The following is a 6,222-nucleotide window of genomic DNA, read 5'->3' on the forward strand; positions in this document are numbered from 1 at the left end:
GCTCACGTACACCTGGCTGGCCGGGTCATCGCCGACCAGGACCACTGCCAGCCCGGGCGTGTGGCCGCGGGCGGTGAGGGCGGCGGCGCGTTCGGCCACTTCGGCGCGGATCTTCTTGGCAAGGGCGTTGCCGTCGATGAGTTGAGCGGTCATGGGGTGTCGAGAGAGTTGGGATTCGGAATCAAAAAAGGGCCGCTGCGAGCGGCCCTTCGAAGGTGTGTTGCGATCAGGCTTTGGACTGGGCGCCCAGCGCAATCTTGAGCAGATCGGCCACGGTGTTGGCGTTCAGCTTTTCCATGATGTTGGCGCGGTGCGCCTCCACCGTCTTGATGCTGATGCCCAGGTCGTCGGCGATCTGCTTGTTGAGGCGGCCGGCGACGATGCGCTCAAGCACCTGAGATTCACGCGTGGTCAGGCGCGACAGCAGGGCATCGCGGCTGGCGGCTTCCTGGTGGTGCGAGAAGGCGCTGCGTGCCTGGTCGAGCATGCGCTCCACCAGGTTGAGCAGCTCTTCTTCCTTGAAGGGCTTTTCGATGAAATCCATCGCGCCCTTTTTCATGGTGGTCACGGCCATCGGCACGTCACCGTGGCCGGTGATGAAGACCACCGGCAGCGGCGACTTGCGCTCCAGCAGGCGGTCTTGCAACTCGAGCCCGCTCATGCCGTCCATGCGGATGTCGGCGATCAGGCAGGCCACTTCACGCGGGTCGAAGCGGGAAAGGAACGACTCGGAGGAGTCGAAACACTTCACGCGGTAGTCCTTGCCCTCCAGCAACCATTGCAGCGAATCTCGCACCGCTTCGTCGTCGTCGACAACGTAAACGGTGCCTTTTTTCGGAATCAAGCTCATGGGTGCTGTCTCATGTTGTGGCCGCCTCGAAGCCTGGGGACTTGGCTGTCTCGACCGGCAGCGTAAAGGTAAAACGGCAGCCGACAGCGAGGTCGCCATTGTATAAGTTCTGTGCCCTGATCCGGCCCCGGTGGCTCTCGATGATCGAGCGGCACAGGCTCAGTCCGATGCCCAGGCCTTCGACCTTGGTCGAGAAGAAAGCTTCGTACAGGCGTGCTATTACTTCGTCTTTCAGGCCAGGCCCGGTGTCGGTGACGCTGAACTCGATCACGCCGCCTTCTTCGGCTGTGTGTTTGGGCACCACGCGCAGCTCGATGTTGCGGCGTGCAGGCGGCAGGTTGGCCATGTCGATGGCTTCGGCCGAATTCTTCAAAAGGTTGAGCACCACCTGTTCGATCAGGATGGGGTCAACCATCAACGTGGGCAGGCGCTGCGCCACGTACACATGGATGGCCACGTTGCGCCGGCGCAGCTCGATGCCGGCCAGGTCGACCGCGTCGTCGATGATGGTGCGCGCCTGCGCAGCCTGGCGTTGTGGCTCGCTGCGTTTCACGAAAGCGCGGATGCGCCGGATGATCTGTCCCGCACGCTCAGCCTGGCGCGCGGTCTTCTCGAGCGCCGCGATCAGGTCGTCTTTTTCGATGGCGTCGCCCTTCACGCGCGAGACCATGCCGTTGCAATAGTTGGTGATGGCGGTGAGCGGCTGATTCAGCTCATGCGCCACCGACGAGGCCATCTCGCCCATGGTCACCAGGCGGCTCGTGACCTGGGCTTTTTCGGCCTGCTGCGCGGCCTGGGTTTCGGCGTGGCGACGGCCGGTCACGTCGGTGGCGATCAACATCTGCGCGAGCCGGCCATCGGTCCATTGCAGGTACCGCGCGCGCACGTCGAACCACTTTTGCAGCGACTCGACCAACACCTCGCGCGGGTCAGAGCCGGCTTCGGTGAGCTCTTGCGTGGGCAGGCCGCCGAAGCTGTCGACCGAGTCGCCCAGGTCGGCAATCATCGGCAGGCCGGGGTCGCCGCCGGCCAGCAGGCCGTGGCCACGCGCATCGGCGCCGAACCACAGGCGGTAGGAGCGGTTGGCAAACAGCAGCTCGCCCTGTTGCACCGAGAGCACCGACACCGCGGCGTCGAGCCCCTCCAGCACGGTGGTGAAACGTTCGTGCGAGGCAGAGAGCTGGTCGCGCACCCGTTTGGCCTCGGTGATGTTGGTCATCGACGTCATCCAGCCGGTCTGCATGCCTTTCGGGTCGATCAGCGGCGAGACGTACATGCGGGCGTCGAACAGCGTGCCGTCCTTGCGCATCGCTTTCACCTCAATGCCACCGGCGGGGCTGCGGCCTTGCAGCTCTTGTTGCAGCAGGCGGTTGTTTTCTTCGTAGCGGTCGGGTGGCCAGTGGGGAAAGGGCGGCAGGCGGCCGATCAGCTCGTTTTCGTTGAAGCCGGTCATCGCGCAGAAGGCGGGGTTGACGTAGGTGATGCGGCCTTCGATGTCCATCGCCCGCATGCCGGTGAGCATGGAGTTTTCCATCGCGCGGCGGAAGTTGGTTTCCGACACCAGCGCGGTTTGCATCTGCGCGCGCCGGCGCATGTGGCGCCAGGTGCCGAGCAGCATCCAGACCGTGAGCGCGCTCAGCGCAGACACCATCCAGAACAAGGTGTTGCTGATGAGGCCGATCGAGGTGCGGTAACCCTGGCCACGCAGCAGCAGGCCGTTGCTCGCGGGTGCGAGCTGCACGTCGTGCAGGATCGACGCGGGTTTGGCTGGCTGGCCTGGCGTGAGCGCCATGGTGCTCGCGACCACCTTGCCCTGCGAATCGAGCAGGGTCATGGTGTGCCGGCGAGACACCTCGGAGGGGATGAAGTAGCGCACCAGCGAGTCGATCGAGTACTCGGCGATCAAGGTGCCCGAGAACGCGCTGCGGTCGAGCAAGGGCACGTGCACCTGGAAGACCGCGTTGCCGAACGAGTCGGTGAAATTGCGCGAGTACACCGGCAGGCGCAGCTCGCGCGCCGCCTTGAAAGCCTCTTCGGGCTCGGGGTTTCTGGCGTCGGGCAGCGAGTGGCCGAGCTCGGAGGCGGGCACCCCCGGCTCGGTGTGCGCGGCCATGAAGGTTGAATAACTCGCGCGGCGAACGCGCGTGCTGGTGACCCAGATCAGGTTGGTGATCTCGGGCCGCTCGCGGGTGAAGCTCGCTGCCTGGCCGAGAAACTCTTCCTGATCGATGGTGCGGGTCACGATCTCGCGCGCAATGCGCACGAGTTGCTCCTGGTTTTCGATCAGGCGCAGGCGGATCTGCTGCTGGGCGATTTCGGTGTCGCGCTTGACCGATTCCTGCTCGCGCTCGAATTCCTCATTGCGCAGGTACCAGAACGCGGAAATGATGGCTGCCATGAACAACAGCACCGACACCAGCGGCCCGAGCGTGGCGTAGCGGTCTTGGCGTGCGGGCGACTGGCGCCGCCACCAGCGGCCCACCAGGCGACCGGCCTTCGCGGCAACGGGATGGTGGGGTTCGGCGGATTCGGGCGGCAAAGACATGGAGCGAATTATCGAACGGCGCAGCGACGCAGCCAGAGCTCAGCGTGAAGTGGATGGGTGTCCAAAATGCCGCATTATGAAAACTGCTCGCGCTATTTGAAAATTTGAAAGGCTTGTGGGAAACTTCGCGCCACTCGTTTTCAACAGCAAATAGACAGGAGACAAGCATGTCAGCAGTACCTGAGGCTTTTCTGGGCGCGGCCGCCAATGACGCCGATTCGCAAGAGACCCGCGAGTGGCTTGACGCGCTTTCCGCAGTCATCGAAGCCGAAGGGGGCGAACGAGCCCACTTCCTGCTCGAAGAACTGATCAACCACGCGCGCCAGGCCGGCATCGACCTGCCGTTTTCAGCTCGCACGGCCTACGTCAACACCATCCCGACCGACCAGGAAGAGCGTTGCCCCGGCAACCTCGAGATCGAAGAACGCCTGCGCGCCTACATGCGCTGGAACGCGATGGCGATGGTGGTCAAGGCCAACCGCCTGCACCCGGCCGATGGCGGTGACCTCGGCGGGCACATCTCGTCGTTCGCCTCGTTGGCCAACATGTTTGGCGCGGGCTTCAACCACTTCTGGCATGCCGAGCACGAAGGCCACGGCGGCGACCTGCTCTACATCCAGGGTCACTCATCACCCGGCATCTATGCGCGGGCCTATATGGAAGGGCGCATCACCGAAGAGCAGTTGCTCAACTTCCGACAGGAAGTGGGCGGCAAGGGCATTTCCAGCTACCCGCACCCCAAGCTGATGCCTGAGTTCTGGCAGTTCCCGACCGTCTCGATGGGCCTGGGCCCACTGATGGCGATCTACCAGGCGCGCTTCTTGAAGTACCTGCATGCGCGAGGCATTGCCAACACCGAGAACCGCAAGGTCTGGGTGTTCTGCGGCGACGGTGAGATGGACGAGCCCGAATCGCTGGGCGCCATCGGCTTGGCCGCACGCGAGAAATTGGACAACCTGATCTTCGTCGTCAACTGCAACCTGCAGCGCCTTGACGGCCCGGTGCGTGGCAACGGCAAGATCATCCAGGAGCTCGAAGGCGAGTTCCGCGGCTCCGGCTGGAACGTCATCAAGCTCTTGTGGGGCAGCTACTGGGACCCGCTCCTGGCGCGCGACAAAGAAGAGATCTTGCGCAAGGTGATGATGGACACGGTCGACGGCGACTACCAGGCCATGAAGGCCAACGACGGCGCCTTCGTTCGCAAGCACTTCTTCGGCCAGCACCCCAAGCTGCTGGAGATGGTGGCCAAGATGAGCGACGACGACATCTGGCGTCTGAATCGAGGCGGCCACGACCCGCAAAAGGTCTACGCGGCGTACCACAAGGCCGTCAACACCAAGGGCCAGCCGACCGTCCTGCTGATCAAGACGGTCAAGGGCTTCGGCATGGGCAAGAGTGGTGAAGGCAAGAACACCGCACACCAGACCAAGAAGCTGACCGACGAAGACATCAAGAGCTTCCGCGACCGTTTCAACATCCCGGTGAACGACGAGCAGATTGCCGCTGGCATCCCGTTCTACAAGCCGGCCGACGACACCGTCGAGATGAAATACCTGCACGAGCGCCGCAAGGCCCTGGGCGGCTACCTGCCCAAGCGTCGTGTGAAGGCCGACGAACAACTGAAGGTGCCCGATCTCGACACCTTCAAGGCCGTGCTCGAGCCCACCGCCGAAGGCCGCGAGATCAGCACCACGCAGGCCTACGTGCGCTTCCTCACCCAGCTGCTGCGCGACAAGGAGCTGGGGCCCCGCGCCGTGCCGATCTTGGTGGACGAAGCGCGCACCTTCGGCATGGAAGGTTTGTTCCGCCAGATCGGCATCTACAACCCCGATGGCCAGAAGTACACGCCGGTCGACAAGGACCAGGTCATGTACTACCGCGAGTCGACCGACGGGCAGATCCTGCAAGAGGGCATCAACGAAGCCGGCGGCATGAGCAGCTGGATCGCGGCCGCCACGTCATACAGCACCAACAACCGAATCATGGTGCCGTTCTATGTGTATTACTCGATGTTCGGCTTCCAGCGCATTGGCGATCTGGCCTGGGCCGCTGGTGACATGCAGGCACGCGGCTTCTTGCTTGGCGGCACCTCGGGCCGCACCACGTTGAATGGCGAAGGCCTGCAGCACGAAGACGGCCACAGCCACATCCTGGCGGGCACCATTCCGAACTGCATCAGCTACGACCCGACCTTTGCGCACGAGGTGGGTGTGATCCTGCACCATGGCCTCAAGCGCATGGTCGAGAAGCAGGAGAACGTCTATTACTACCTGACCCTGCTCAACGAAAACTATGCGATGCCGGGCCTGAAGACGGGCACCGAAGAGCAGATCATCAAGGGCATGTACCTGCTGGATGAAGGCCCGAAGAAAACGCCACGTGTGAACTTGCTCGGCTCGGGCACGATTCTTCGCGAGTCGATCGCCGCCAAGGAGCTGTTGTCCAAGGAGTGGGGTGTGTCGGCCAACATCTGGAGCTGCCCGAGCTTCAACGAGCTGGCCCGCGACGGGCAAGACGTGGAGCGCTGGAACCTGCTGCACCCGACCGACAAGCCGCGTGTGCCTTTTGTGACGCAGCAACTCGACAAGTACGCCGGCCCGGTGATCGCATCGACCGACTACATGAAAAACTACGCCGACCAGATTCGCGCCTTCATCCCCAAGGGCCGCACCTACAAGGTGTTGGGCACCGATGGGTTTGGCCGCAGCGATTTCCGCAGCAAGCTGCGTGAGCACTTCGAGATCAATCGCCACTACCTCGTGGTGGCGGCACTGAAGTGCCTGGCGGAAGAAGGCACGGTGCCTGCCACCAAAGTGGCCGAGGCGAT

4 protein-coding genes are annotated in these 6,222 nt (G+C 63.3%); 1 reads left to right on the forward strand and 3 read right to left on the reverse strand.

What is annotated here, in order from left to right; genetic code table 11:
- The 3 genes from RMO40_RS05565 to RMO40_RS05575 all read right to left on the reverse strand — a co-directional run.
- Window positions 1-153 (reverse strand): tetrahydrofolate dehydrogenase/cyclohydrolase catalytic domain-containing protein (locus RMO40_RS05565; protein ID WP_309717482.1); only part of this gene is annotated, 153 nt, incomplete at its 3' end.
- Window positions 154-226: 73 nt separating this feature from the next.
- Complete coding sequence (locus RMO40_RS05570) at window positions 227-850, reverse strand: response regulator transcription factor (protein WP_296682427.1); 624 nt, start codon at window positions 848-850, stop codon at window positions 227-229.
- 10 nt (window positions 851-860) lie between these two features.
- The gene (locus tag RMO40_RS05575) at window positions 861-3,395 is read right to left on the reverse strand and encodes a PAS domain S-box protein (RefSeq protein ID WP_309717477.1); all 2,535 of its coding nucleotides are present in this window, start codon (window positions 3,393-3,395) and stop codon (window positions 861-863) included.
- A gap of 167 nt (window positions 3,396-3,562) precedes the next feature.
- Here RMO40_RS05575 and aceE point away from each other — a divergent pair.
- A partial coding sequence (gene aceE / locus RMO40_RS05580; RefSeq protein WP_309717480.1) for a pyruvate dehydrogenase (acetyl-transferring), homodimeric type occupies window positions 3,563-6,222 on the forward strand: 2,660 nt, incomplete at its 3' end.

The sequence above is a fragment of the Rhizobacter sp. genome, assembly GCF_031412075.1.
In the GTDB taxonomy this organism is placed as follows: Bacteria; Pseudomonadota; Gammaproteobacteria; order Burkholderiales; family Burkholderiaceae_C; genus Rhizobacter.